Raw genomic sequence first — 24,238 nt, 5'->3', positions numbered from 1 at the left:
CGTCCGACGCTGGCGTCGCGGATACTGCACCGTTGCGCCCACCAGGAATCGCCCTACAAGGATTAGTCATTTGAAAAGTGTAAAACTCGCCGTTCTGGCCCTCCTCGCTGCTTCGCTGACGGCAGGCGGACTTCCGGCCCAGGATTACGCCGTCCCCGGCGAACCGGCTGCCACGCAGGTCCCTGCCGATCCCGGCGCAGCCACCCTGCCTCCGTCTCCTGCGCCCGATGCCGGCAGCGCCGTCGTGGAAGCCGTCCCGGAGGCTGAACCGACGCAGTCCGTCCCGGCGACCGACGCCCCGGCCGAGGAACATCCCGCCGGCGGCGAAGAAAGCCACACGGACACGGCCGAATCCGGGGATGAGCTCGGGTACGACCCCGTGGTCGGCGGCGGTTTCCCGGTCCCCGGTCCCAACACTCCGATGGTCACGGACCCGGACGGCACCGTGCGTTCCGCCGTGGAGACGGATATCTCCGCAGCGCATGACCACGGTGCCGCTGCCTTCAGCAGCGCGGACGGCGGGGCAAGCACGATGGGTGCCGCTGCCCGCAGCGGGACGATCAATATCACGCTCGTGTACGCCACGCTTACCGATAACCGGGGCGCGGTGAATGAAGCCGGAGCGCTTAACTCGATGACCGCGGCCAACCAGTACTGGCGGGCCATGTCCAACGGCCGGCTGGGCGTACTCCATGCCAACACCCGCGCCATCCACAGCTCCGCCAATTCCCGGCAGGACTACGCCGACATGATGAACACCATCAAGCGCGACCTCGGATGGCGGGACAGCGCCAACAATGCCCTGCTGGTTTTTGTGCCCGCCAACGATCTCAAGAGCGGGGGCTACGGCGGCATCCTCGGCGGCGGCTGGACTTCCGGTCCCACCAGCGGCTCGGTGTTGATGCCGCAGCCTTCCGGCTTCACCAACAACGTGGTGACCCACGAATTCGGCCACGTCCTGGGCCTGCTGCACGCCAACAGCCTCAAATGCAACAACGGCCGGTCCGATATCGGCGTCGGCTCCAACGGCGCCTGGGCCGACGGTTCCTGCACCTCCCGTGAATACGGGGACACCTCCGACCTCATGGGTTACGCGCAGTATGCTTCGCCCGCCATTAATTCCTATTTCTGGGACGCCGGCGGTTTCGGCCGCGGCGACGAGATCTACAACGCCGGCACTCCCGGCTCCTCGATCACCTACACCCTGAGGCCCTGGGCCGGCTCTTCGGCGCAGCGTGCGGTGAAATTCAGGGATTCTTCCGGTGAGACGTATTACCTCGAGCTTCGGCTTCCGGTGGGATACGACCAGTCCACGGCTGTCGGCGGCAACCGCGGCGTGAAGATCGTCAAACCCGACCTGGCGAACAACTGGGCCGTGAATTCCCTGGTGGTTGCGCCCAACACCCGGGATTTCGTGGGCTATACCAATGCCAACAGCACCTGGCAGGCCGGCCAGACCTTCACGTCGCATTCCGGCACTACCGTGCACGTCAACTGGATCAGCGGCGACGCCGCGTCCGTCACGGTGACCGGCGGCGTGGCCGCGCGTGCCGGAGCCCCGATCGACGAAGCCCGCAGGGCGCACCCGGAGCTGGGCAAAGCCATCGGCGATATCCGCGGCGGGTTGAAGGACGGCGGGGCCTACCAGGACTTCCAAAACGGAGCCATCATCTGGTCCCCCAACACAGGTGCACGCGTTTCCACCGGAGCGATCCGCTCCGCCTGGGCGTCCACCGGTTTCGACGTCGGCTACCTCGGCCTTCCCACCAGTGACGAGGTCTACGGCCTGCCCAACGGCGGCGCTTACCAGGATTACCAGGGCGGCGCCATCATCTGGTCGCCCGCCACCGGGGCGCGGGTCTCCAAGAACGGCCCGATCCGCAACGAGTGGGGCTACACCGGGTTCGAACGCAGCTACCTGGGCTACCCCACGAGCAACGAGACAGGCGGGCTGCCCAACGGCGGTACCTACCAGGACTTCCAGAACGGAGCCATCATCTGGTCTCCGGCCACGGGAGCCCGCGTTTCCCGGAACGGACCCATCCGTGAGGCCTGGCGCCGTTCCGGCTTCGAGAACAGCCCCATCGGCTACCCGACGACAAACCAGGTGACGCTCGCGGACGGCGGCACCTCCCAGGAGTATCAGCGCGGAACCATCATCCACTCCCCTGCGTCAGGAGCCTGGATCGTCACGGGCGCTGTCCGGAATGTCTGGCGTGCCGCCGGAGCGGAAAAGTCGGATCTGAAGTACCCCGTGGGCGAGGAAGTCCGAATGGGCACCCAGGGCACCTACCAGGACTACCAGGGCGGTGCCATGATCTGGTCCGCTGCGACCGGAGCGCAGATCTCCAAGAACGGTCCCATCCGCTCGGCCTGGGGTGCCACGGGCTTCAACGCCGGCTACCTCGGCCTTCCCACCGGGCCGGAGACCAGCATGGGCACCCAGGGAAAGTACCAGGACTACCAGGGCGGCTCGATCATCTGGTCGGAGAAGACCGGGGCCAAGATCTCCCGGAACGGTCCCATCCGCTCCGCCTGGGGAGCCACGGGCTTCAACGCCGGCCCGCTGGGCCTGCCGACCGGGGAGGAGCGGGCCATGGGCACCCAGGGCAGCTACCAGGACTACGAACACGGCGCCATCGTCTGGTCCGCAAAGACCGGAGCCCAGGTGTCCGTAAACGGACCGATCCGCTCGGCCTGGGGTTCCACGGGCTTCAACTCCGGCTACCTGGGGCTTCCCACCGGAAAAGAACAGAGCATGGGAGCGCAGGGCAAGTACCAGGACTATGAGGGCGGTGCGATCATCTGGTCCCAGAAGACCGGGGCGCAGATCTCGAAGAACGGTCCCATTCGTTCAGCCTGGGGCTCCACCGGTTTCAACTCGGGCTACCTCGGCCTTCCGACCAGCGGAGAGAAATCCTCCAACGGCGGAACCACGCAGGAATTCGAGGGCGGCACCATCCTCTCCTCTGCCGGCACGGGAACGCATATTCTCGCAAACGGTCCCATCCGGGACGCCTACCGTGCGCAGGGCGCAGAGACGGGCCGCCTCGGGTACCCGACCTCCGGTCCGACCGCGGCCGCAGGCGGTGCAACGGTCCAGAGCTTCAAGGGTGGAAAGATCACCCGGACGGCCGACGACAAGGTACAGGTCAGCTACAACTAGCCGCTGACGGCAGGACAGTGGAACGGCGGGTTGCTCATTGCAATCCGCCGTTCCGTGCTTTGGCAGGATGCTTGGCAATGAGAGACTGTTGCACAAGATCACTAGTGTTGACGGAACGTGCAACCACCATGAATCCGCCGCACTCCTTGTCCTTGAGAAAGGCCCTACCTTGCCAGGTATGAATCTCACGCGCTCCGAAGCCCGTGAACGTGCAGAACTCCTTGACGTCGAGTCCTACGACGTCAACCTCGACCTGACCCGGGGAGAGACGGTGTTCGGCAGCACGACCGTCGTCCGGTTCTCCGCCCGCCCCGGGACGTCGACCTTCATCGACGCGGTCACCGACACGGTTCACCGGATCACGCTGAACGGCGTGTCCCTGGACCCGGCGGAGGTGTCCGACGGCGTGCGGATCTCCCTGCCGAACCTCGCCGAGTCCAATGAACTCGTGGTGGAGGCGGATGCCCGCTACATGAACACCGGTGAGGGCCTGCACCGCTTCGTGGACCCCGTGGACAACGAGGTCTACCTTTATTCGCAGTTCGAGGTTCCGGACTCCCGCCGGATGTTCGCCGTTTTCGAACAGCCGGATTTGAAGGCCACATTCCGTTTCACGGTCACCGCGCCGTCGCACTGGGACGTCATTTCCAACTCCCCCACCCCGGAGCCCGTTGCCGCCGGCGACCTGACCGACGCCAGTCCGCGCTCCACCTGGTCCTTCGAACCCACGCCGCGGATCTCCTCGTACATCACCGCGCTGATCGCCGGTCCGTACCAGTCCGTCCGCAGCGAGCTGACCAGTTCCGACGGACGCACCATCCCCCTCGGTGTCTTTGCCCGCCGGTCCCTGATGCAGTTCATGGACGCGGAGAACATCTTCGAACTCACCCGCCAGGGCTTCGCCTTCTACGAGGAGCAGTTCGGTACGCCGTACCCGTTCGAGAAGTATGACCAGCTCTTTGTGCCCGAGTTCAACGCCGGGGCCATGGAAAACGCCGGTGCGGTGACCTTCCTCGAGAGCTACGTCTTCCGTTCCCGGGTCACCGAAGCCACCGTGGAACGCCGCGCCGTGACGATCCTGCACGAACTGGCGCACATGTGGTTCGGCGACCTGGTCACGATGCGCTGGTGGAACGACCTGTGGCTGAACGAATCCTTCGCCGAGTTCATGTCTACCCTCGCCGCCGCCGAGGCGACCGAGTTCAAGCAGGCCTGGACCACCTTCGCCTCGCTGGAAAAGGCCTGGGCCTACCGCCAGGACCAGCTGCCCACCACGCATCCCATCGTCGCCGAAATCCGGGACCTGGAAGACGTCCAGGTCAACTTCGACGGCATCACCTACGCCAAGGGCGCGTCCGTCCTCAAGCAGCTGGTGTCCTGGGTCGGACAGGACAAGTTCATGGCCGGCGTGCGCGAGTACTTCGGCAAGCACTCCTGGCAGAACACGGAGCTGTCGGATCTGCTGTCCGAGCTGGAAACAGCCAGCGGCCGGGATCTGTCCGACTGGTCCGCGAAGTGGCTGGAAACTGCCGGCGTAAACACCCTGCGTCCGGAGTTCGACACCGATGAGGACGGCACCATCACGTCCTTCGCCGTGCTCCAGAGCGCTATCGAGGAATACCCCACCCTTCGCCCGCACCGCCTGGCGATCGGCTTCTACAACCCGGACGGGGACGGCCGACTGCAGCGCACGCACCGCGTGGAGCTCGACGTCGACGGCGAACGCACCGAAGTTTCCGAACTCATCGGCCAGCCGCGACCGGCCCTGCTGCTGCTCAACGACGACGACCTTGCCTACGCAAAGATCCGCCTGGACGCCGCCTCGCAGCACACCGCCACCCGCAGCCTGCGCAACATTGCCGATTCCCTCCCCCGGACGCTCGTATGGGCCTCCGCCTGGGACGCGGCGCGGGACGCGGAGATCCCGGCCCGCAACTATGTGGAACTGGTCCTGCAGAACATCGCCTCCGAGTCCGACTCGACCGTTGTCCAGGTGCTGCTGCGCCAGCTGGCCACCACCCTGGCCTTCTACGTCAGCCCCCAGGACCGCGAACCCATGACCGTTGCCGCTGCCGAGAGTCTCTGGGAGCTGGCTTCCGCAGCGGAGCCGGGTTCGGATTCACAGCTGCAGTTCGTCAAGGCCTTCGCCGCCCACGCCTCATCCGACGAGCAGCTGGACGCGCTGGCAGGCATGTTCACCGGCGACCAGTCCCTTGAGGGGCTGGCTGTCGACGCGGACCTGCGCTGGGAGCTGCTCACCGGCCTGGTGGCCGGTGGCCGGCTGGGCACAGCCGACATCGACGCCGAACTCGAGCGCGATGCCACCGCCACGGGTGCCCTGGCCGCGGCCATGGCCCGCGCGGCCATCCCTACAGCCGAAGCCAAGGCCGCGGCCTGGGAAGCAATCGTGGAGCGCTCCGACATGCCCAATGCCGCGCAGCGTTCGGCCATCGCCGGCTTCATGCGGGTCCACGACACCGGTCTGCTGGAACCGTACGCACAGAAGTACTTTGCGTCGATCCGCGACGTGTGGGCCAGCCGCACCCATGAGATTGCCCAGCAGATCGCCGTCGGCCTCTATCCGTCGCGGCTGACGCGCCAGGACACGGTGGACACCACCGATGCCTTCCTTGCCGATCTGGGCGAGGACTCGCCCTCGCTGCGACGGCTGATCCTGGAAAGCCGCGACGGCGTGGTCCGCGCCCTGAAGGCGCAGGAAGCCGACCGGTAACAGCCTTGCTCCCGCGGTTTCCCTTCCATCCAAGGACTTTGACGGTAGCTTGGAGAGCGTGAATCTCTCCGAACACCGTTACACGCTCGACCTGGAATGGACGGGAAACCGCGGCGGCGGGACCGTTTCCTACCGCGGCTACGGCCGCGACCACATCATCCGCGCCCCCGGACTGCCGGACCTGCCCGGAACGGCGGATCCCACCTTCCACGGCGACCGGGACCGCTGGAACCCCGAGCAGCTTCTGCTGGCCGCACTGGCCCAGTGCCACATGCTTTCCTACCTGCACGTGGCGGTCCGGAACGGCATCAGGGTACTCGCCTACGAGGACTCCCCCGAGGGGCTGCTGCGGCTCAACAGGGACGGCAGCGGTGAGTTCACAACAGCTGTCCTTCGTCCCAAGGTGACTATCGACGGCGGCGCGGGGCCTGCCGCCGTCGAACTGGCAGCCGGGCCGATGCACGCCGAGGCGAACAGCCTCTGCTTCATTGCGCGGAGCGTCAACTTCCCGGTGGAGCACCGACCCCAGACGCTGACCGGGCCGGCGCTGCCCTCCGGCCACAGCCGGCACGGGTAGCCTTAACCGCAGACCACTGTCCGGCTACACAAAGGATGAACAGTTACCCGTGCTTTCCGCTTCCGAAATTGACCTCTCCTCAGTGACCGTCAATGATTTTGACTTTTCCGGCCTGATCGAGGCTGCCTTTATCGTCCTGGCCGCTACCGGCGTTTGGTTTGTCGCGCGTTTCCTGATCAACCGGCTGGTGGCGCGGGCCCAGAAGGGCTATTCGCTGCTGCATTCCTCCAAGATCAAGTGGGCGCAGCCGGTGATGCGCAACCTGGACAAAAAACGCCGCGCCCAGCGCGCAGACACCATCGGCGCCCTGCTGCGCAGCGCCGTCAACGTTTCCATCTGGACCGTCGCGATCATCATGGTGCTGGATGCCGTCGGCATCAACATCGCCCCGCTGCTGGCCAGCGTCGGCATTGTCGGCATCGCCCTCGGTTTCGGCGCGCGCGAACTCATCCGCGACGCCCTGGCCGGGTTCTTCATCACCATTGAGGACCAGTACGGAATCGGCGACGTCATCGAAGTCGGCGACACCGCCGGAACGGTGCAGTCCGTGGGCATCCGGATCACCCGGATCATCGATGACCGCGGCGTCATCTGGTACATCCGCAACGGCGAGATCGCCAAGATCGGCAACCGCTCCCAGGGCACGTACCTGGGCGAAACACCGGCGGAACCGGCAAAGGCGGACGCGCTCAAAGACGGCATGGCTGCCAATGACTGAACCGACACCTCTTCCGGCAGAGGCGCCGCCGAGCGCGGCGTCCCTGCCGCTGCGCCCGGCCCAGCAGCCCACGCAGCAGCCCCAGGCCTTCCATCAACCGCAGTACACGGACAACTTCTATGAGGCCGTGGGCGGGCATCCCACGTTCGTGAAACTCGTGGACGTGTTCTATGCCGGCGTGGCGGAGGACCCGCTGATGCGGCCGATGTATCCCGAGGAAGACCTCGGGCCGGCCAAGGAGCGCCTCCTCCTGTTCCTTGAGCAGTACTGGGGCGGCCCGAAGACCTACGGCGAGCAGCGCGGGCACCCCCGCCTGCGGATGCGGCACATGCCCTTCATCGTCACTCCCGCCGCGCGGGACGCCTGGCTGCGGCACATGCGTGCCGCCGTCGACTCCCTCGATCTCTCACCCCTGCACGAGGGGACCCTCTGGGATTATCTGGAGCGGGCCGCCCACTCCATGGTCAACTCCGCCTGATCCGCCGCCGCGGCAGGCCTACAGGACCGCCGGCAACCGGGTCAGGACATGCCCGAGCGGAGTGCTCAGCCGCAGCCAGCGCCCGTTGCTGAACAGGGCGGCGTCGACCTCGGGTCCGCCGGCGGGCAGGAAACCGAGGGACAGCGCCGCAAAGGCAGCCCCGGCCGGCACCGGCGTTTCGGTTCCGCCCATGGGCTGCGCCCAGACCCTTGTCCGGGCGCTGTGCACGACGGCGGCTCCCGGGCTCTGGGGCAGCATCGCGGCAACCTCGCGGATTCCCCGGTGTGCTGTCTGTTCGAGCAGCTGTACCGGAACCCTGCCGGCCGGCTGCCAGCCCGAACGCGGTGCCAGGATGCCCGCCCAGGTTTCACGCACGGTCATCGGCGGCACTGGAAGCACAGTGTCTGCACTTCCCATCCGGGCGAGCCGGTCCCCGACAGCCGACAGTTGGACCGTGGCGTCCACCTCCGCCGGAGCAGCCAGCGGCATGGTCCGCAGGCCCAGCACGGTCGGCGTGTCTTCCCCGAGGATCCGGGGGCGCAGGACGCAGACATAGGCGGCCAGGACACTGCCCACCGCCTGCAGGCGGACCGCGCCGTCGTCGGCCGTCCGGGCACGGGTCACAAAGTTACGCAGATCGGCGGTGACCTGCGGATCGGCCAGCCGGAGTTCGCTGTCCATTAGTTGCCCTGTCCTGCAGGGACGGCTGCACGGAACGGCACGGGCTCGCCCATCCACGCCTGGAGTACTTCCCGCTGCTCGTCCGTGAGCGGTGTGGGCCTGCCGGTGGCAGCCTCGACCTGCACCATTGCCGCTTCGGCATAGGCGTACACCGTCTCCGGGTCTTCATCCGCCACACGGAATCCGTAGGCAAGGCTGCTGGAGCCGATACGGGTCACCCAGACGTCCACCCAGACGGGTTCCTTCCGGTGAAGCAACGGCGACACGTACTCGATTTCCTGCCGGGCCACATACGTTGCCGTCCGGTCCCCGGCCAGATCCCGGAAACTACCCGGTCCGCCCGCACCGGCCGGAAGCGTCAGCAGGCCCAGCTGGACCCGCGCTTCCTCCAGGAACTGGACGAACCTAACGTTGTTGATGTGGCCGTTGGGATCTTGGTCGCCAAAGCGAAGCTGGACGGGGAAACGATGCATGCCCCCATCTTCCCAGAGAGTGAGGTTTGCCCTAAAACGCAGGGCCCCGGCCGCCGCACTGGTTACTGGCCGGTACGTTTAAGCTAGAAGTGTTCCACGGTTCCTGCCCCACGCAGCACCGCCTTTCCTGCTAGGAGATAGTCCCTGATGTCCATTGATGAATCCTTCGATCCGACCGCGTCCCTGCTCGAGCTCCTGAACCTTAGCTGGGCCGGCGGCGCGAAGACCGACGAGGACATTTTTGTCGGGGGTTCCCAGGCGGAACCGCGCAAGCGGGTCTTCGGCGGACAGGTGCTGGGCCAGTCCCTCGTTGCTGCCGCCCGTACCGTTCCCGAAGACCGGATCATGCACTCCATGCACGGGTACTTCCTCCGCCCCGGCGACACCGAGGTGCCCATTACGTTCGGTGTGGAACGGCTGCGGGACGGACGTTCCTTCTCCGCTCGGCGCAGCCACGCCTACCAGAACGGCAAGCCGATCCTGTCCATGATCGCTTCCTTCCAGGTTCCCGATTCGGGAGTGGACCACCAGGAGGAGATGCCCGCCGGCATCCCCGATCCGGAGGACCTGCCGACCACTGCCGAGCTGCTGAAGGACTTCGACCACCCGGTGGCCGAGGCCTGGTCCCACCGGCGCCCCATGGATATCCGCCACGTGATGGATCCGGTCTACGTCCGCGCCGGACGGGAAAAGACCCCGCACAACGCTGTCTGGATGAAGACCTTCAAGCCCATGCCCGACGGCGAGAACCTGCACCGCGCGGCTCTCGCCTATGCCAGCGACTACACCCTGCTGGAACCGGTGCTGCGCGGGCACGGGCTTGCCTGGACCACTCCGGGCATGAGCATCGCCAGCCTGGACCACGCCATGTGGTGGCACCGGCCGGTGCGCGTGGACGACTGGCTGCTCTATGTCCAGGAATCCCCCAGCGCCTCCGCCGCGCGGGGGCTGTCCACCGGACGGATCTTCAACCGAAGCGGTGAACTGGTCGCCACTGTTGCCCAGGAAGGCATGGTCCGCGTCCCGCAGTAAGCACTGCTGACCCCGCAAGAAAAGAGCTCCGCTTCCCCGAAGGGAAGCGGAGCTCTTTTTGCTCTGGCTGTGCCGGACTTAGTCGCGGGTCAGGCGGCGGTGCGTCACACGGTGCGGCTTGGCCGCATCCGGGCCGAGGCGTTCGATCTTGTTCTGCTCGTAGGACTCGAAGTTACCTTCGAACCAGTACCAGTTCGCCGGGTTTTCCTCGGTGCCTTCGAAGGCGAGGATGTGGGTGGCCACGCGGTCCAGGAACCACCGGTCGTGGGAGACCACCACGGCGCAGCCGGGGAATTCGAGCAGCGCGTTTTCGAGGCTGGACAGGGTTTCGACGTCCAGGTCGTTAGTGGGCTCATCGAGCAGGAGCAGGTTTCCGCCCTGCTTCAGGGTCATGGCCAGGTTCAGCCGGTTGCGCTCACCACCGGAAAGGACGCCGGCCTTCTTCTGCTGGTCCGGGCCCTTGAACCCGAAAGCGGAGACATAGGCGCGGGACGGCATTTCCACCTGTCCCACCTGGATCCAGTCGTGCCCCTCGGAAACGACCTCCCACAGGCTCTTCTCCGGGTCGATGCCGCCGCGGGACTGGTCCACGTAGGAGATCTTCACGGAGTCGCCGATTTTCAGCTCACCGCCGTCGAGCTCTTCCAGGCCGACGATGGTCTTGAACAGGGTGGACTTACCCACGCCGTTCGGGCCGATGACGCCGACGATGCCGTTGCGCGGAAGCGAGAAGGACAGTCCGTCGATCAGCTGCCGGTCGCCGAAGCCCTTCTGCAGGCCCTTGGCTTCCAGCACCAGGGAGCCCAGGCGCGGGCCCGGCGGGATCTGGATTTCTTCGAAGTCCAGCTTGCGGGTGCGGTCCGCTTCGGCTGCCATTTCCTCGTAGCGGGCCAGACGGGCCTTGGACTTCGTCTGGCGGCCCTTCGCGTTGGACCGGACCCAGTCCAGTTCATCAGTGAGGCGCTTGGCCAGCTTCTGGTCCTTTTTGCCCTGGACTTCCAGGCGTGCGCGCTTCTTTTCCAGGTACGTGGAGTAGTTGCCCTCGTACGGGTACAGGTGTCCGCGGTCCACTTCGGCGATCCACTGGGCCACGTGGTCCAGGAAGTACCGGTCGTGGGTCACGGCCAGGACGGCACCGTGGTAAGCGGAGAGGTGCTGCTCAAGCCAGAGCACGCTCTCGGCGTCCAGGTGGTTGGTGGGCTCATCGAGGAGCAGCAGGTCCGGCTTCTGCAGCAGCAGCTTGCACAGCGCCACGCGGCGGCGCTCACCGCCGGAGAGGAGGGTGACGTCCGCTTCGGGCGGCGGGCAGCGCAGGGCGTCCATGGCCTGTTCGAGCTGGGAATCAATGTCCCAGGCATCGGCGGCGTCGATGGCTTCCTGCAGCTTGCCCATTTCCTCAAGCAGGCTGTCGAAGTCCGCGTCCGGCTGCGACATCTCTTCGGAAATTTCGTTGAACCGCTGGATCTTGCCGTAAATCTCGCCGACGCCCTCCTGGACGTTGCCGAGTACGGTCTTTTCCTCATTCAGCGGCGGCTCCTGAAGCAGGATGCCCACCGTGTAGCCGGCGCTGAGCCGGGCCTCACCGTTGGAGGGGGTGTCCAGTCCAGCCATGATCTTGAGGATGGTGGACTTACCCGCACCGTTGGGACCCACCACGCCGATCTTGGCACCGGGGTAGAAGGACATGCTTACGTCGTCGAGGATAACTTTGTCGCCAACGGCCTTGCGGGCCTTGGTCATCGTGTAGATAAATTCCGCCATATCTACAAGGCTAATGTGTCAGCGCCGATATGTACCATTTCCCGGCTTCCGGGCGCGGGCGGTTACCCCCGTGCTGCGTCCGGGGATACCGGGACTCAGGGCGTCCGGTTCCCTGCAGGTTGTCCCCGCAAGGCGTCCGGACCCCCGCAGTATGTCCGGAATCCTGCAGGTTGTCCCCGCAAGATGTCCGGACCCCTGCAGTATGTCCGGTTCCCTGCAGGTTGTCCCCGCAATGCGTCCAGATCCCCGCAGTATGTCCGGAATCCTGCAGGTTGTCCCCGCAAGATGTCCGGACCCCCGCAGTATGTCCGGAATCCTGCAGGTTGTCCCCGCAAGATGTCCGGACCCCCGCAGTATGTCCGGAATCCTGCAGGTTGTCCCCGCAATGCGTCCAGATCCCCGCAGTATGTCCGGAATCCTGCAGGTTGTCCCCGCAAGATGTCCGGATCCCCGCAGTATGTCCGGAATCCTGCACTGCGCGGAGCAGGAATTGTCACAAACCGCAGGGATCGCGACAAACCGAAGGACTTCCCCAACCGAGGCGCCCTACCTGTCCGGTCAGCTGATGCGCCTCTGTGCCGGTGTCTACAGGCGCTGGTTCCCCCGGTCAGCTCCCGGTCGACTCCCGGTCACTTCCCGGTCAGCGCCCCGGGTCAGCTCCCGGTCAGCGCCCCCGGTCAGTTCCCGGTCAGTTCCCGGTCAGTTCCCGACGAAGCATCCACCGTCAGACAACACCGGCAGCACCGTGACGTAGGCCGACCCGTCCCGGACCTCACCGAAAATGCAGTCCCCGTCCTGCACAGCTGCAGCCTGGATCGAGTCGACTTCCAGGCCGGTCGGCGTGCTGTCCGCCGAGACTTCCACCGATCCCGCGGGGAAGCCGGCCGCGGTAAACGCCGCAGCCACTGCTTCACCGTTGGGCAGCGAATTCGAATCAGCCAGCTTTCCCAACTCGGATTCCAGTGCTTCGGTGATCGCGGCATGGGGCGAGGGAGTCTCCGTCGAGGCCGATCCCGTCGCGGCCGATCCCGCCGGCGCAGGTTCCTCGGCGCTTTCCCCCTGCCATCCGCAGCCGGAAAGCCCGACCGCGAGCGCCAGGAACCCGGCCGCCATGCCAGCGGCGGGAGTGGTCGGTCGGGCTCTGCGGCGGGGGTTCATCCGGCGATTGTGCCACGTATGACGCTGCGTGGACAAAAAGTCTCCCGGTATTTGGGGTGCGCTCTCAATACGGCGCGGCGACTCCTTGACGGGCAGCCTTCGTGGTTTCCGCCTGTTCGTCCTCCGCGGTCAGGCTGTCCCCGGCGACGGCATCAAGAAGCTCGCCGGTCAACGCATCAATCCGGCCCAGGGACTCCTCGGACTCAAGATCCTCGTGAGACCCGGCCCCGGCGTCGTCTCCTGCCCCGCCGGCCATCCCGGTGTCGGCACCGCCGCCGACACCGGATGCGTCGCTGCCTGCGGACGTGGTGCGGCGGAAGCTGGCGGTCCCCCACATCAGGTCATGGCCCACGGTGTCGGCGTCGATGTCGGCGCTGGTGCCGCTGCGACCGTCCTCCGTGACCCACTGCCGCAGGCGCAGCCGGCCGGTCACTACTACCCGGTCCCCCTTGTGGATACTGAACGCGGCGTTGGTGGCCAGCTGGCGGAACAGGCTGACGGCGTACCAGTTTGTCTGTCCGTCCTGCCATCCCCCGGTGTCACGGTCATACCGGCGCTCCGTGGTGCACATTCGAAAGCTCGCCACCGCGAGTCCGTTGTCAGTGGTGTTCTGGCGGAGGTCGGTGGCAACGTAGCCCCGGAGCGTAATGGTGTCACTCATGTTTTCCTGCCTTCGGTTCGGTACCGCGGCGCCTGCGCCTTTTGGCGATGCGCAGTGTCGCCCGCATGCGTTCCGGCTGGTCCACCGGTGCGTGCGAGTCTTCACCGATGGGTGTGCCCGTGCCCTTGGGAAGGGCCGGAGTGTGGACCATGAGAGGCGGGAAAGGGCGCTGCCTGTCCTGTGGAGGAAGAGCTGTCAGTCCCCGGACCGTGTGCCCTGCACTTTCCTCGCCTGGGCCCAATCTGCGAATCCTTCGATGGCCTCGGCCGCGAAACGGGAACGCACAGATGCAAAGTAGTCAAAGGAATGCTGTGCACCGGGCAGCCTGCACCACACCACCGGCTGCCGGGAGATCCCGGCAAGGGTCTGCGCAAAGTCCCGTCCGTGGTCAACGGACACCACGCTGTCACTGTCACCGTGGAGGAGCAGGAAAGGCGGGGCGGCGGGGTTGGCATAGGCTGCCGGCGTGCTGTCCGGGTTGGTGCCCTGCACCCTGCCGTAATAGCCGTAGAGGCAGACAGCCCCTGCCACCGTAGTATCGGCATCCTCGAATCCGGGCTGCAGCTCCGTCCGGCCGGGCGTCAACGCGGTGAATGCCGCCAGGAATGCACCGGCCGAGTTTCCCGCCACGACCACCGGTCCCGTACCTGCGCCATAGGCGGCTCCGTTCGTCGTGACCCATGAGAGGACCCGCTTGGCATCCACCACGTAGTCGGGAAACCGCGCAGCCGGAGCCAAACGGTAGTTGGCGCTAACGCAGGTCCACCCGTGGGATGCCAGCCGGTGCAACAGATACAACGATTCCCGGTTCTTGGCCCCGGAGACGAAACGTCCGCCGTGAAAGTGCACAAACACGGGACCCCTGGCCGGTCTCCCCCGCGGCAGATACAGGTCAAGGGTGTTTTCCCGGCCCAAGTCTCCGTACCGCAGTCCCCTGACCCGCTGCACGTCCCGGCAGCGGCGCCTGAAGGGCAGGAAAAGCCCGGCCACGACGGTGCCGCGTCCAGCCCCGGCGGAAGCCTCCCCTCGCAGGGCGGGGCGCCAGCCGCCACCGAGACAGGCATCCAGGGCCGCCATAGGAACGCCGCGGCTCCGCACCGCGCGCACTGCCACCCACACGAGCCCGGCTCCAACAACTGCCATGCCTCCCACAGCGGCCGTCGCCAGCGGCGGAGAGACGTCCCCTTCTCCAACGGCAAAGGCAGTTGCGGCCACGCCCAGCAGCAGCGGAAACAGCGGAGCCTCGTTGAAGGTCATGCCGATGAGGTAGGCCGCCACGGACCAACGGGACCGGATAGAGGTACGTTTACGTGGACTGGCCGCGCCGGGCGGCCAAAGCGCGCAGCAGGTACTCACTCCAAGCAATAGAAGGGTGATGAGGTAACCGGCGGGCACTGCGGCTCCTTGGGAGAGCGGGCGTACCCCGCGAAGCCTACGCCACCGTCGAAGGCGCTGCGCCAGATCCTGCTGAGTGCCCCCGGCGCGACTCGAACGCGCAACCTACGGATTAGAAGGCCGTTGCTCTATCCATTGAGCTACGGGGGCAACCACACGATGATACTACGGACGCCGCAGGCTCCCGTCCGGGACCGTTCCCGCACGGCACTTCTGCGCGCGTCCGTTCCCTGCCACACCCGCCGCCACCGTCCCGGGCTTGGCTCGTCGAAGTACCGGGCTTCGCCCGTCGAAGCAGGGCTTGGCTCCTTGGAAAAACTTTTGCGGAAAATATCTCCGGTTCTGCATCCACGACGGTCCCTGCGGAAGTAGTAGGGGTGTAAGTCACGGAACCCGTACCCGAAAGGTGCGGCAGATCAAGGAGCTCAGACCATGCGCAAGACCGCTACCGCTCTCGCGACCCTCGGACTGGGTGCCGCCGCAGCCTTCTCGGCTGTACCGGCATCCGCTGCTGATTCCGACACGGCAAAACTGTCGGTACTGCACGGCGTCCCGGACACTCCCGTGGACGTCTACGTCAACGGCACGCTTACCCTGGATGACTTCATGCCCGGCGATCTTGCCGGGCCGCTGGAGCTGCCGGGCGGCAACTACCAGCTGGCCATCACGGCCGCCGACGCCGCCGACGCCTCCGCCCCGATCATCGGCCCGGTCTCTGCAGACCTGGCAGCTGGAGGCAACTACACTGCCACCGCCAACCTCGATGCCTCGGGCAACCCGACGGCAAACCTGTTCACCAATGACACATCCGCCGTCGACGCAGGCAAATCACGCCTGACCGTCCGCCACGTGGCCGCCGCACCGGCCGTCGACGTCCTGGCCGGCGGCACACCGGTAATCGAGGGCCTCACCAACCCCAATGAGAAGGCGCTGACCGTGGATGCCGGAACGGTTTCCGCTTCGGTCGCTGCAGCCGGCACCACCACTCCGGTGATCGGTCCGGCGGATCTGGCCCTGGCCGAAGGCACGAACACGATTGTCTATGCGTGGGGTTCGCTTGAAGCAGGGAACCTGGCCCTCGCCACCCAGACCATCGAGGGGCTGCACTCCGCACCGCAGGCTGTTCCGGGTGCCATGGAGCAGGTTGCCCAGTCCGGGGATGACCAGACGCTGACGGCGGCTGCCGCTGTCGGCGGCGTCGCGCTGCTCACCCTGGGTGCCGCCCTGCTGCGCCGCCGTGCCACGGTCAGCGACAGCTAAGCAGCACCCGCCCGATCCCCCCGATGCTGCGGCGCACCCCCTTTCCGCGCCGCAGCACCGGGGCCACCCTTTTCCGGAGGTCCATCCATGACCGTTGTCCCCCTGCGACGATTCGCCGCAGCGGCCTGCCTCTCCGCCGGCGTCCTGGCCGGTACTGCGGCCTGCAGCGGCGCCCCCGAGACCGCTTCCCCGGCGGATTCGGTTTCGACGGCACCCGCACCAGCGTCGACGACGGCGCCCGCGCCGACGTCGACGGCGGCACCAACCGTTCCCGCCACTGACATACCCGTTCGGCCCGCCGTACCTACCCCGGCGGAAGTTGTTCCCGAACCCGTGCGGGTCAGCGTGGAGGGAACCGGCATCGAGCTGGACGTGATCCCGGTGGGGCAGGAAGCGAACGGCGCCATGACGCTGCCGGACAACCATTACCAGGCCGGCTGGTACCGCTACGGACCCGCACCCGGATCCTCCCGCGGAGCAGCGGTGCTGGCCGCCCATGTGGACTCACGCACCGAGGAACTTCCCATCGCGGGCTTGGATGATGTCCCTGCCGGCACCCCCGTGACCGTGACCCGCAGTGACGGAACCGTCGTGAAGTACACCACCGAAAAGGTGCAGAACATTCCCAAGGCATCACTCGACGAATTTAATCTCTTCGACCGTGACGGTGCGCCGCGGCTGGAACTGGTAACGTGCGGCGGTAGATGGCTGGACTCGGTAGGTGACTATGAAGACAACGTTGTGCTCACCGCCGTACCCGTACCATAGTGGCTACCTCAGAGAGCTGCCGGATACCGGACGCAGCCCCGCACGGCAGGAGAACGGCACTGATGCCCACGGGCGCCCCAGATCGCGACGCCGCGATGGACCATGCCTTTGCGGCAGGGGACGAAGCGGCGCTGGCGGAGGCCTACCGCCGGTTCTCGCCCCTGATCCGCGCGCTGGCGCTGCGCAAGCTGCTCGATCAGGGCTCAGCCGACGACGCCGTGCAGGAAGTGTTCATCCGGGCCTGGAAATACCGGGACAGCTACGCACCTGACCGCTCCACCCTCGCCGCCTGGCTGGTAGGGATCGGACGGAACGTGGCAGCCGGTATGGCCACTGCCCGGGGCCGTTCTTCGGAGACCCTGATGGAGGCTCCGGAGTCCGGCAGGAATCCGGTTCCGCCCGCCGGTCCTGATCCCGACGGCGTGGCAGACCGCGTGGTGCTGGATGCCGAGCTGGCCAGGCTCGGGGAACCCCAGGGTTCCATCCTCCGCCTGGCCTTTCATGAAGACCTGACACATCAGCAGATATCGGAAACACTGAAACTCCCGTTGGGTACCGTAAAGAGCCATATTCGAAGAAGCCTTGTCCAACTCCGGCAGCGATTGGAGGTCAGCGATGCAGCATCTGCCACCTGAAGCGCTGGCCCTGTGCGCCCTGGGCGAGGCCGGTCCACAGGACACGGCGCACCTCGGCAACTGCGCCGAGTGCACCGCCGAGGTCACCGCACTGCAGCGCGTCGTGACCGCCGGAAGGACCACGTCAGTTCCCGAGGGGCTCCCCCGGCCGCCGTCGTCGGTCTGGGACTCCATCCACGCCCGGCTGGGACTCGGGGATGCCGTGCGCGCCGATCCCTTTGACGCCCCTACCTTTGACGCGACTCCGTCCCCTGAGGCTGCGCAGGCATCGTCTCCGCCCGAGCAGAACGTGGAGGCCGGATCGGCGCCGTCTCCGGCGCCCGTGCAGTCGTCCCCGGCAGGGGCGACGCCGGTTCCGCTGGACGCCGCCCGGAAGCGCCGCGAACGACGTCGGCTCCCGCAGGTCCTCGGTGCCGCCGCGGCCGCCGTGGTGCTGGCAGCCGCAGGCACCTGGGGCATCTCCCGGATCCTGGCGGACCGCAGCGAAGTTATTGCCGCGGTGGAGCTGGCCCCCTTGCCTGCCTATTCGGAAACGGGCCGGGCCGAGGTGGACCAGCGTTCCGACGGCGGACGCGAGCTGGTAGTCACGGCGAGCGGATCCGATGCCCAGGGCTTCCGCGAAGTCTGGCTGATCGCCCCTGATGTTCAGCGCATGGTCAGCCTCGGGACGATGGAGGGCACGGAAGGCCGGTTCACCATCCCGGCTAACCTTGACCTCGATGAGTACCCAATTGTTGATATCTCGGACGAGCCCTTTGACGGCAATCCCACCCATTCCGGCGATTCCATCCTGCGCGGAGTCCTCGAGCTCTAAGCCCGCACTGGCGGCCGTCCGTGGATGAGTCTCTGGGCGTGGCCGCCGAGTGGTGGTCGCGGGTCCTGGCTGGCTTCGACCGCGTTCCGGCCGTGGAGCCCGGGCCCGGGGTGCTGCTGATGATTGCCGCCGCTGCCGCACTACTGAGCGTTCCCCGGGCAACGTGGCGGTGGTTCGGGCTATTCGTGACGTTTGTCCATGAACTCGGCCATGCCTTCGCGGCGCTGATGACCGGGCAGGTAGTGAAGGGCATCCGCCTCCGCTTTGACCACTCAGGAGACATGCGTTCCCTGGGGCGGGGCGGTTTCCCCGCAGCTTGGGCCGGCTTCTGGGGCTACCCTGTTCCGGCCGTGGTCGGTGCCGTCCTGGTGCTGGCGGCGCTGGGCGGCTGGTCGGGTGCGGCACTGTCGCTCAGCGCCCTGGTCCTGGTTGCTGCCCTGCTGTTCATCCGAAACGGCCAGGGGTTCATAATTGCTTTCGGCTGCGCGTCCGTGTCTGTGCTGCTGGTCTGGTTCGCTGCCCCGCCGGTGGCGGGCTATGTGGCCATGTGTACGGGTATCGCGCTCCTGGTGGGCGCTGTCCGGGACTGGCTCAATGTACTGAGCGTACATACACGCCGGCGCCGGAACCTGGAAAGCTCCGACGCCTACATCCTCTTCCGGCGTACCGGGGTTCCTGCCGCCCTGTGGCTGGCGGGATTCGCCCTCGTCATTGCCGCTTCGCTCGCGACGGCGGTGTTCGCCGCGCTGGGCGCCTAGTCCGCCCGCGGACCTAGGCCTGGGGAGCCGGGAAGGTTACCCGCAGCTCGAGCCGGTGCTGGCCGTCTTCTTCCTGCGTGTAGATGGCCTTGCCGGAGATGCCGGCGAGGTCGTCGGTGCCGGAGCCGGGAATGATATGTCCGGAGCTCGCCGTCGCAGTTCCCTCGGCCAACCCCCAGTGCTGGATGACCATGGTTCCGGAGCGTCCCGCTATGGTTCCGGCAAAGACCTCGGAGCCCACATAGCCGGCTCCCATGGAGTTGCCGGCCATAATCAGGTCAGCGACGGAAGTCCCGGTGATGTCACCCTCGTAGATCTTCACCGCCCGAACCGTGGAGAGTTCGCTGTTGGTTCCTTCCACCTGGTACGGCGTCGGTTCCCACTCCGAAACGTCGAAATCCGCCACAATCACTTCTTCAGTTAGGTCGGTCATTACTCCAGTATCCCGTGTCCGGCGGCGGATTGCATGCCGGGTGCCGCGCTTGGGTAGCCTTATCGCTGTGCACGGACGCGGCACGGCAACGGATTTACCTAAGGAGCACCACCCTCGCATGACCCGGAAATCGGCATTCCAGCATCATCGGTTACTCCGCCCCGCCACCCTCTGGACGGTATTTGCCGTAGTCCATCTGGGCTTCCTTGCCGCCCTCGCGACCCGCATCCTCGGCGGCGATGTCCTCAGCGATGTGGGCTTCTACCGGCTGTGGGCGTTCTCGGGAATCCAGAACGGCTACTGGGTCGGGATTGACGGCGGCTGGGTCTATCCCATAGCGGCGCTCCTACCAATGGTCCTGTCAGCGGTCTTTGGCTACGATGCCTACCAGTTCACCTGGTTCCTGCTCTTCACCGCCCTGAACGCGGCCGGCGTCGCGGTCCTCGCACGGCGCGCCGGGACCCAGGGCATCGCCTCCGCCTACTGGTGGCTGGCCGTCACGGCACTGCTCGGACCGGTTGCCGTGGGGCGCGTGGACGGACTCACCGCACCGCTGGTGATTATGGGCCTGCTCTTCCTTGCCACCCGTCCGGTCCTGGCGTCGGCCCTGCTGTCGCTGGCTACCTGGATCAAGGTCTGGCCCGCCGCCGTAATCCTCGCGGTGCTCGTAGCGTGGAAGAAACGCCTCACCCTGCTGGCTACCGGTGCCGCCGTGTCGGCGGTTATTGCCGTCGCCGTGGCACTCTCCGGGGGCCTTTCCCACCTGCTGAGCTTTATCGGTGAACAGGGCGCCCGCGGCATGCAGATGGAAGCGCCGTTCACCACGCCGGGGCTCTGGCAGGCGATCCTCGGATCCTCCGACGCATACATTTTCGAAGACAAGGCCATCAACACCCGTGAAGTCCGCGGAGCCCTCGGCGAGCCCGTGGCCGCGCTGATGACGCCGTTGCTGGCGCTGGCCGCCCTCGCCGTCGTCGGACTGCTGATCTGGGCGCTGCGCCGCGGAGCCGATTCCCGTGCCCTGCTGATCTCCGGCTCGCTGGCACTGGTGAGCGCGTTCATTGTGTTCAACAAGGTGGGATCGCCGCAGTTCATGCTGTGGCTGGGCGCCGTGGTCGCCGTCGGACTGGCATGGGAAGGCAAGGCCTGGAAGGTACCCGGGGTACTTATGCCGGCAATTGCCGCGCTGACCACGCTGGTCTATCCGATGTTCTACTCTGCCCTGTACAACGACCTGAACATTGCCGTCGCCCTGCTCCTGACCGCCCGCAACATCCTGCTGCTGGTGCTCTTCGGCTGGTCGGTGGCCCGGGTCATCCGCCTTACCCGGGCCGGCGGCGAAAGCCTCAGTGCGTCCGAAGTTCGCCCGGAGCAGGCTCCGTAAGCTTTTTGCGGAACAGGACCTTGGTCTTGGGATCCAGGAAGATCAGGTAAAGGGCGAAGCCCAGCGCGATCACGGCAGCGATCTGGCGGGCCGCGCTGAGGCTGAACTCAAAGTAGGGCCAGATATCGAGCTGGTCGCTGATGGCGTAGACCATGAAGAACGACACGAACAGGTACAGCGTCTTCGCCTGCCAGTCGTCCCGCAGGCCTGTGACGGCGAACAGCGGGATGAGCCACACGACGTACCAGGACTGGATCATCGGTGCCAGCATCACGATGGCGGCGAAGGCCAGTGCCAGCCGCCTGATCATGCGGCTGTGCTGCCCCACGAACATCTGCCACAGCACAATCCCCACGGAGGCCACGCGTCCGATGGTGTGGACAATGTCGGCCAGGGTCCAGCCCGGCAACCCCAGGGCGTTGCCCAGGGTTGCCACCAGCATGCCGGCGAAGCCCACCGGGGCGTACCAGATCCAGACGCTGCCGGGCGTGCTCAGGGCGCCCACCCAGCCGAAGCCGAAGCCGTTGATCAGGCCCATGATCCACAGCAGGCCCAGGGAAATAGCCGCAGTCATGAACCAGTAGACAAACTTCCGCCGCCACGACGCATTCTTTCCGGCCCACAGCAGGCCGATGAACGGAAGGAAAATGATGGTGATCGGCTTGATGCCGATGGACAGGGTCACCAGCAGGATGCCGGCGAGGGCCCGGTTGGTCGCGGCCAGGTACAGCCCGGCCAGTGCCAGGCCGATCATCAGGGCATCGTTATGGACTGCGGCGATGAAATTAACCAGGAACAGCGGGTTGGCGGCGGTCAGCCAGAGGGCGCGGTTCGGGTTGATGCCGTGCAGCTCGGCCAGCTTCGGCACGTAGTAGACGCAGAGCGCGACGCCGAGCAGGGCTATCAGCCGGAACAGCAGGATCGAGAACTCAGGCTGGCCGCCGGTAATCCGGACCACGAGTTCTTCGATCCAGAGGAAGACCGGCCCGTAAGGGGTGGGGCTTTGGGCCCAGAGATCATCCGCGCCGAGCTGCAGGTAGTTGGAGATCTGGGAGTAGCCGTCCTTGTACGGGTTCAACCCGCTGACCATCACCAGTCCCTGGGCGATGTACGCGAAGACATCCCGGCTGAACAGCGGCAGGGCAATGCACATGGGTGCCGACCATGCGATCACGGCGCTCAGTACCACCGGCCGCGACTCCGGACCCCAGCATCCCTTCATCCGCTGGCCGAGCCGCAGCCAGGACCGCACCAGGAGCATCCCGCCCGTTGCCAGCATCAGCACAGCGGCTACGGCGCCGATGGGCTGATCGAAGCGCATCCAGATAATCAGCGGATTGCTCCGGAGATTGGCAGAAGCGAGCGACAGCCAGCCCACGCCGAATGATCCGAAGAGGATCAAAAGGGAACCGATGAACCCCTGCAGGATCGCGATGTTGGGGCGGTCGGCTTTCGCTATCTCCGTGCCCGGAGACGAAGGCTCGGTCGCGGGGACCTGGGCGGTCATCTACGTGGTTCCAATCTCTGGGTGACACTGTGTCCTGCGGGCCTGTCGGCAGTCAGGGTCCGGTACCTGCTTCGAATGCGGGCATGAAAATGCCCGGGTACCGTAACAGGCTGATATTAGCACCGGGCCCTGCGCTTGCCCGGGTCGTAGCCGACGCGGCCGCCGTCAATCCTGTGAGCCGGACCACCGTCGCATACACTGGTGTTTCTGTTGTGACAAACGAGGCAAGGCGGTATTGGCTGTGGGGCGCCACCGGGCAACAAAGATAAACAAACCCGTAGGGATCCGGGTCGCGGCAGCGCGGCCCGTACTGCCGCAGGGACGCAGTCCGGAACTGCTGGCGTGGGGTGTCTTCCTCACTGCCGTTGCCGTCGTCGCGATGTTGTGGGTCGAGGTACCTTGGGGCACCGTGACGGCCGCGTCGGCGCTGTTGTTCCTCGCGTTCGGGCTTAGCTGGCTCTTCGCTCCGCCGCGTACGACGACGGCGGCGGCCTCCGCCGTTCCCGTTCAGGCTCTTCCGGCTCCGGCGGTGCCTGCTCCGGCAGTGGTTCCCGCCCCAGCCCCGCCCACCATTGCAGTTGCATCTCCCGCATCCGCGGCACCGGCCACTCCGCATGCCCGCACCCGTTCCGCAGACCGGACCCGAAACGCGCCGCACGGACGGCGTGCGGCCGCCGCCCCGGTGTTTCACGAGATGCCCGCCGAGCCGAGCCGCTGGACCCGCACCTTCGGACCGCCCGACACCGGCCAGATCCCCCTGCAGCCCTACCTGGCCGGCGTTCCCGCGAGCTACGCCACCGCTGACAACGACCTTCCGGACCGGCGCCAGCGCAGCCACTCCAGCCTTTAGCCTCCGGACCCTTTCCAAGGACCAGGTGGTCGAAAGCGGTACATTGGAGAAGTGCCAATAACAAATGAACGTATGGTCTGGATCGACTGCGAAATGACCGGCCTGGACATCAAGAACGACGCCCTGATCGAAGTAGCCGTCCTCGTGACGGACTCCGAGCTGAACATCCTCGGCGACGGCGTGGACGTGGTCATAAAGCCCGATGACGCCTCGCTGGCGCAGATGGGTGACTTTGTGCGCCAGATGCACACCACCTCCAAGCTCCTGGACGAACTGCCCAACGGCATCACCATGGCCGAGGCCGAGGCCGCCGTCGTCGAATACATCACCAAGTGGGTGCCCGAGCCCAAGAAAGCGCAGCTCGCGGGCAACTCCGTGGGGACGGACAAGATGTTCCTGGCCCGCGACATGCCCGAAGTGATCGATTACCTGCACTACCGGATCATCGATGTATCCACCATCAAGGAGCTTGCCCGCCGCTGGTACCCGAGGGCCTACTTCCAGGCGCCGGCGAAGAACGGCGGCCACCGTGCCCTCGGCGATATCCGCGATTCCATCAATGAGCTGCGCTACTACCGCGAGGCTATTTTCGTCCCCGCGCCGGGGCCGGATTCCGCGACTGCCAAGAAGATTGCCGCAGGGATTTCGAGTTAGCTCCATCACAAAAGAGCCGTACGGCGCAGGACGTGTCAAAAGCACTCCAAAAACCGTGTAAGCTTGATTCCGCTGCCTCAGATAAATGAGTCCGCAAGACCACTCGCCTGGACTTCGCGGATGAACGTTTGAGGCACATGGTGGGTATAGCTCAGTTGGCAGAGCGCCTGGTTGTGGTCCAGGAGGTCGCGGGTTCAACCCCCGTTACTCACCCCAAGAGAAGGACTGAGGGACGCCGGAAACGGCGTCCCTCAGTCGTTTAAGCGTTGCTGCGGGAAAATCATCTTCACTCCCCTACCGGCAACCGGTCCCGGCGCGGAGCGCGGACAGAACTCCCCATTGAC

22 protein-coding genes and 2 tRNA genes are annotated in these 24,238 nt (G+C 66.1%); 15 read left to right on the top strand and 9 right to left on the bottom strand.

Annotated features, from left to right (window positions below; genetic code table 11):
* Positions 1–70 precede the first annotated feature (70 nt).
* The 5 genes from LJ760_RS06785 to LJ760_RS06765 all read left to right on the top strand — a co-directional run bounded on the left by LJ760_RS06785 (position 71) and on the right by LJ760_RS06765 (position 7,670).
* On the top strand, positions 71–3,166 hold the full coding sequence (locus tag LJ760_RS06785) for an LGFP repeat-containing protein (RefSeq protein WP_227921040.1): 3,096 nt from the start codon (positions 71–73) through the stop codon (positions 3,164–3,166).
* A gap of 178 nt (positions 3,167–3,344) precedes the next feature.
* Complete coding sequence (gene pepN / locus LJ760_RS06780) at positions 3,345–5,897, top strand: aminopeptidase N (RefSeq protein ID WP_227921038.1); 2,553 nt, start codon at positions 3,345–3,347, stop codon at positions 5,895–5,897.
* 58 nt (positions 5,898–5,955) lie between these two features.
* Complete coding sequence (locus LJ760_RS06775) at positions 5,956–6,474, top strand: OsmC family protein (RefSeq protein ID WP_227921036.1); 519 nt, start codon at positions 5,956–5,958, stop codon at positions 6,472–6,474.
* A gap of 49 nt (positions 6,475–6,523) precedes the next feature.
* On the top strand, positions 6,524–7,192 hold the full coding sequence (locus tag LJ760_RS06770; protein ID WP_227921034.1) for a mechanosensitive ion channel family protein: 669 nt from the start codon (positions 6,524–6,526) through the stop codon (positions 7,190–7,192).
* Positions 7,185–7,670: a globin gene (locus tag LJ760_RS06765; protein ID WP_227921032.1), complete on the top strand. Its 486-nt coding sequence runs from the start codon at positions 7,185–7,187 to the stop codon at positions 7,668–7,670. Before LJ760_RS06770 ends, LJ760_RS06765 begins: the two co-directional genes overlap by 8 nt.
* Positions 7,671–7,688: 18 nt before the next feature.
* Here the strand turns inward: LJ760_RS06765 and LJ760_RS06760 are convergent, their stop codons facing one another.
* Together LJ760_RS06760 and LJ760_RS06755 are read right to left on the bottom strand one after the other, a co-directional pair.
* Entirely contained in the window at positions 7,689–8,351 is a 663-nt protein-coding gene (locus LJ760_RS06760) for a hypothetical protein (protein WP_227921029.1), read from the bottom strand.
* The gene (locus tag LJ760_RS06755; protein WP_227921018.1) at positions 8,351–8,824 is read right to left on the bottom strand and encodes an acyl-CoA thioesterase; all 474 of its coding nucleotides are present in this window, start codon (positions 8,822–8,824) and stop codon (positions 8,351–8,353) included. Before LJ760_RS06755 ends, LJ760_RS06760 begins: the two co-directional genes overlap by 1 nt.
* Before the next feature lie 147 nt (positions 8,825–8,971).
* On the opposite strand from LJ760_RS06755, the gene LJ760_RS06750 reads away from it, so the two are divergent.
* Complete coding sequence (locus LJ760_RS06750) at positions 8,972–9,856, top strand: acyl-CoA thioesterase (protein WP_227921016.1); 885 nt, start codon at positions 8,972–8,974, stop codon at positions 9,854–9,856.
* A 78-nt stretch (positions 9,857–9,934) separates the two neighbouring features.
* On the opposite strand, the gene ettA is transcribed toward LJ760_RS06750, so the two are convergent.
* From ettA to LJ760_RS06725, 5 genes are all read right to left on the bottom strand, one after another.
* The gene (gene ettA, locus LJ760_RS06745; RefSeq protein WP_227921013.1) at positions 9,935–11,617 is read right to left on the bottom strand and encodes an energy-dependent translational throttle protein EttA; all 1,683 of its coding nucleotides are present in this window, start codon (positions 11,615–11,617) and stop codon (positions 9,935–9,937) included.
* 699 nt (positions 11,618–12,316) lie between these two features.
* Positions 12,317–12,775, bottom strand: a complete 459-nt coding sequence (locus LJ760_RS06740; protein WP_227921011.1) for a DUF6993 domain-containing protein — start codon at positions 12,773–12,775, stop codon at positions 12,317–12,319.
* Between the two features lie 64 nt (positions 12,776–12,839).
* Complete coding sequence (ssb, locus tag LJ760_RS06735) at positions 12,840–13,436, bottom strand: single-stranded DNA-binding protein (protein WP_227921008.1); 597 nt, start codon at positions 13,434–13,436, stop codon at positions 12,840–12,842.
* Positions 13,437–13,631: 195 nt separating this feature from the next.
* Positions 13,632–14,714: an alpha/beta hydrolase gene (locus tag LJ760_RS06730; protein WP_227921006.1), complete on the bottom strand. Its 1,083-nt coding sequence runs from the start codon at positions 14,712–14,714 to the stop codon at positions 13,632–13,634.
* A 194-nt stretch (positions 14,715–14,908) separates the two neighbouring features.
* Positions 14,909–14,981: transfer RNA gene (locus tag LJ760_RS06725), tRNA-Arg, on the bottom strand.
* Positions 14,982–15,263: 282 nt separating this feature from the next.
* Here LJ760_RS06725 and LJ760_RS06720 point away from each other — a divergent pair.
* The 5 genes from LJ760_RS06720 (at position 15,264) to LJ760_RS06700 (ending at position 19,066) form a co-directional block, all read left to right on the top strand.
* Positions 15,264–16,091 carry a DUF4397 domain-containing protein gene (locus LJ760_RS06720; protein ID WP_227921003.1) on the top strand — a complete coding sequence of 276 codons (828 nt, stop codon included), beginning with the start codon at positions 15,264–15,266 and terminating at the stop codon, positions 16,089–16,091.
* A gap of 87 nt (positions 16,092–16,178) precedes the next feature.
* Complete coding sequence (locus tag LJ760_RS06715) at positions 16,179–16,859, top strand: class F sortase (protein ID WP_227921001.1); 681 nt, start codon at positions 16,179–16,181, stop codon at positions 16,857–16,859.
* 62 nt (positions 16,860–16,921) lie between these two features.
* Complete coding sequence (locus LJ760_RS06710; protein WP_227920999.1) at positions 16,922–17,494, top strand: RNA polymerase sigma factor; 573 nt, start codon at positions 16,922–16,924, stop codon at positions 17,492–17,494.
* The gene (locus LJ760_RS06705; protein ID WP_227920996.1) at positions 17,475–18,308 is read left to right on the top strand and encodes an anti-sigma factor; all 834 of its coding nucleotides are present in this window, start codon (positions 17,475–17,477) and stop codon (positions 18,306–18,308) included. Before LJ760_RS06710 ends, LJ760_RS06705 begins: the two co-directional genes overlap by 20 nt.
* A 20-nt stretch (positions 18,309–18,328) precedes the next feature.
* Positions 18,329–19,066, top strand: coding sequence for a M50 family metallopeptidase (locus LJ760_RS06700; protein ID WP_227920994.1), 738 nt, complete (start codon positions 18,329–18,331; stop codon positions 19,064–19,066).
* 13 nt (positions 19,067–19,079) lie between these two features.
* On the opposite strand, the gene LJ760_RS06695 is transcribed toward LJ760_RS06700, so the two are convergent.
* Complete coding sequence (locus LJ760_RS06695) at positions 19,080–19,499, bottom strand: DUF3224 domain-containing protein (RefSeq protein WP_227920992.1); 420 nt, start codon at positions 19,497–19,499, stop codon at positions 19,080–19,082.
* Positions 19,500–19,617: 118 nt separating this feature from the next.
* Here LJ760_RS06695 and LJ760_RS06690 point away from each other — a divergent pair, with 118 nt between their 5' ends.
* Complete coding sequence (locus LJ760_RS06690; protein WP_227920988.1) at positions 19,618–20,883, top strand: glycosyltransferase family 87 protein; 1,266 nt, start codon at positions 19,618–19,620, stop codon at positions 20,881–20,883.
* Here LJ760_RS06690 and mptB read toward each other — a convergent pair.
* The gene (gene mptB / locus LJ760_RS06685) at positions 20,846–22,390 is read right to left on the bottom strand and encodes a polyprenol phosphomannose-dependent alpha 1,6 mannosyltransferase MptB (RefSeq protein WP_227920986.1); all 1,545 of its coding nucleotides are present in this window, start codon (positions 22,388–22,390) and stop codon (positions 20,846–20,848) included. The genes LJ760_RS06690 and mptB overlap by 38 nt on opposite strands.
* Before the next feature lie 241 nt (positions 22,391–22,631).
* Here mptB and LJ760_RS06680 point away from each other — a divergent pair, with 241 nt between their 5' ends.
* The 3 genes from LJ760_RS06680 to LJ760_RS06670 all read left to right on the top strand — a co-directional run bounded on the left by LJ760_RS06680 (position 22,632) and on the right by LJ760_RS06670 (position 24,110).
* Positions 22,632–23,240, top strand: coding sequence for a hypothetical protein (locus tag LJ760_RS06680; RefSeq protein ID WP_227920983.1), 609 nt, complete (start codon positions 22,632–22,634; stop codon positions 23,238–23,240).
* 51 nt (positions 23,241–23,291) lie between these two features.
* Positions 23,292–23,894: an oligoribonuclease gene (orn, locus tag LJ760_RS06675; protein WP_442860643.1), complete on the top strand. Its 603-nt coding sequence runs from the start codon at positions 23,292–23,294 to the stop codon at positions 23,892–23,894.
* Between the two features lie 140 nt (positions 23,895–24,034).
* Positions 24,035–24,110: transfer RNA gene (locus LJ760_RS06670), tRNA-His, on the top strand.
* Positions 24,111–24,238: the final 128 nt, after the last annotated feature.

It is taken from the genome of Arthrobacter sp. zg-Y895, from assembly GCF_020731025.1.
Taxonomy (GTDB): domain Bacteria; phylum Actinomycetota; class Actinomycetes; order Actinomycetales; family Micrococcaceae; genus Arthrobacter_B.
The sequence above is the reverse complement of the archived record's forward strand: the minus strand, read 5'-3'. Positions and strand labels throughout refer to the sequence as shown.